At 73.6% G+C, this 2018-nt stretch carries 3 protein-coding genes and 1 pseudogene; 2 read left to right on the forward strand and 2 right to left on the reverse strand.

What is annotated here, in order from left to right; translation table 11 throughout:
• A pseudogene (locus FV222_RS24335) lies at positions 1-316 on the forward strand (formyl transferase); the annotation flags it as partial.
• 74 nt (positions 317-390) lie between these two features.
• Positions 391-531 (forward strand): DUF2256 domain-containing protein, encoded by a 141-nt coding sequence (locus tag FV222_RS24340; RefSeq protein WP_147761458.1) that lies wholly within the window; start codon positions 391-393, stop codon positions 529-531.
• A gap of 67 nt (positions 532-598) precedes the next feature.
• Here the strand turns inward: FV222_RS24340 and FV222_RS24345 are convergent, their stop codons facing one another.
• Positions 599-1189 carry a nucleotidyltransferase family protein gene (locus FV222_RS24345; RefSeq protein ID WP_147761393.1) on the reverse strand — a complete coding sequence of 197 codons (591 nt, stop codon included), beginning with the start codon at positions 1187-1189 and terminating at the stop codon, positions 599-601.
• Positions 1182-2018: molybdopterin-binding protein (locus FV222_RS24350; protein WP_147815848.1), on the reverse strand; the 837-nt coding region annotated here is incomplete at its 5' end. The genes FV222_RS24345 and FV222_RS24350, both read right to left, overlap by 8 nt.

A 2018-nucleotide genomic window follows, 5' to 3' on the forward strand; every position in this document is an offset into this window, starting at 1 on the left:
GCCCGAGCCGCAGGGCGACGGCTCGTACTGGGCACGCGCCAGCGACGTCGACCGCACCCTCGACTTCCGCGCCGACGTCGCCGCGATCCTGCGCCGGGTGCGGGCCTTCGGCACGATCGAGACGCTGGCGCGCCTCGGCGACGCCCGCGTCTACGTCGCCGAGGCCGCGGGTTGGCGCGAGGCGCACAAGCATGCGCCCGGCACGGTCGTCCACCGCCACAGGCGCCACGTGGTGGTCGCGGCCCGCGACGGCTTCATCCAGATCACGCGCTGGTCGCCGGTGGGCGTCGCCGAGGCCGAACAGATCGGACGATGACGGGGATGGCGCGGCGCGGCGGAGACAATAGTGAGGCCGGCCAAAACGGCTCGGGCAAGAACGGCTCGGGCAAGATGGTCCGCAAGGGCGACCTGCCGACGAAGATCTGCGCGCAGTGCGGGCGCCCCTTCACCTGGCGCAAGAAGTGGGAGCGGGTGTGGGACGAGGTTCGCTACTGCTCGGATCGGTGTCGAAGCGAGGCGAAGAAGGCCTGAGCGCTCAAGGCGTCTTTAACCGCGACCGATGGCGATGCGCGCGAAGACCCTTTGCAGCGACAAGAATCTAGAGGCGTGCCAGCATGTCCGGCGTGTCGACGTCGAGGGCCGTTCCGGGCTCGCCCGGAACCTCAAGCACGTCGATGCGGCCCTTCAGCAACGGGCCGGCGCCGTGGTCGCCTGACAGGCCTGCGAGGGCGTCGGCGAGTACCCGCCGGTCGAGCAGGACCGGGTTGCCGCGGCGCCCTTCGACCACCGGCGCGATCGCGGCCGGCGCCGGTCGCGCCGCGCGGTAGGCGGCGACGAGGCGATCGATCTGCCCCGGCGTCACCCGGGGCATGTCGCCGAGCAGGATCACTGCGGCGTCGGTCCCGGGCGGCAACGCGGCGAGCCCGGCCCGCAACGAGGTCGAGAGGCCGTCGGCGAAGGCGGCGTTCTCCACGAACGCCACGTCGAGCCCGTTGAGCGCCGCCCGCACCGCCGCGGCATGGGCGCCGAGCACCACCACGACCGGGCGGGCCTTCGCCGCGAGCGCGGCGTCCGCGGCGTGGCGCACCAGCGGCTTGCCGTCGAGTTGAGCGAGCAGCTTGGGTTCGGCTCCGAACCGCGTCCCGCGCCCGGCGGCGAGCAGGACGGCGCCGACGGCAGCCTCAGGCATCGTCGGCCGCGCTCGGCTCGCCGGACCGGGGCTGGGGCCGCGACACGATCTCCATCAGGAGGCCGCCGACGCCCAGCGCGACGATGTCGGCGCGGGTGACGGGCAGGTCGGCGAGCAGGCGGTGCAGCACCCAGTCGAAGCCGTTCTCCTTGGGCGAGCGGGCGCAGCCGGGCGCACCAATCACCGGCACGTCCCGGCACGCGCCGAGCAGCAGCAGGTTCCCGGGATCGACCGGCATGCCGAAATGGACGACCGCGCCGCCGGTCGCCTCGATGCCGGCCGGGATGACATCGCGCCGGTCGGCGATGGCGGACGCGCCGAACACGATGACGAGGTCGGCGCCTTCCTGGTCGATCGCCGCGGACAGGGCGTCGGCGACCACGGTGGCGGAATGCGGCACTCGGATGTCGGCGACGATCTCCGCACCCGTAGGCGCGAGCCGCGCGGCGAGCGCGGACAGCGTGCCGTCGATCGTCGTCTCCTTGAGGCTCGGCAGCCGCGTCGAGACCACCCCGACCCGGCGCCGACGGTAGGGTGCGACCCGTAGCGCCCCGGGCGACGCGGCGGCGCAGGCGCGCGCCAAGGCGTCTCCCGCCACCGCGTAGGGGATGATCTTGATGGTCGCGACCATCTCGCCGGCGACGAGGGGCTTGAACGGCGGCAGCGTCGCGGCGGTGATCGCCTCGTCGACGCCGTTGACCGCGTCGATGCCCGCGCGATCGACCACCAGCACGCCGGCTTCGTTCGCGAACAGGTTGCAGCGCCCGGTGAACGGCGCCTCGCTGCGCAGGCCGGCGCCGTTCACCGGGCGCTGCAACCTGTTCGCGAA

The sequence above is a fragment of the Methylobacterium sp. WL103 genome (assembly GCF_008039885.1).
Taxonomy (GTDB): Bacteria; Pseudomonadota; Alphaproteobacteria; order Rhizobiales; family Beijerinckiaceae; genus Methylobacterium; species Methylobacterium cerastii.

What these genes read in the sequence shown, in the direction of transcription:
- FV222_RS24340 (WP_147761458.1), top strand. Translation starts at nt 391, where the DNA reads ATGGTCCGCAAGGGCGACCTGCCGACGAAGATCTGCGCGCAGTGCGGG.
- FV222_RS24345 (WP_147761393.1), bottom strand. Translation starts at nt 1,189, where the DNA reads ATGCCTGAGGCTGCCGTCGGCGCCGTCCTGCTCGCCGCCGGGCGCGGG.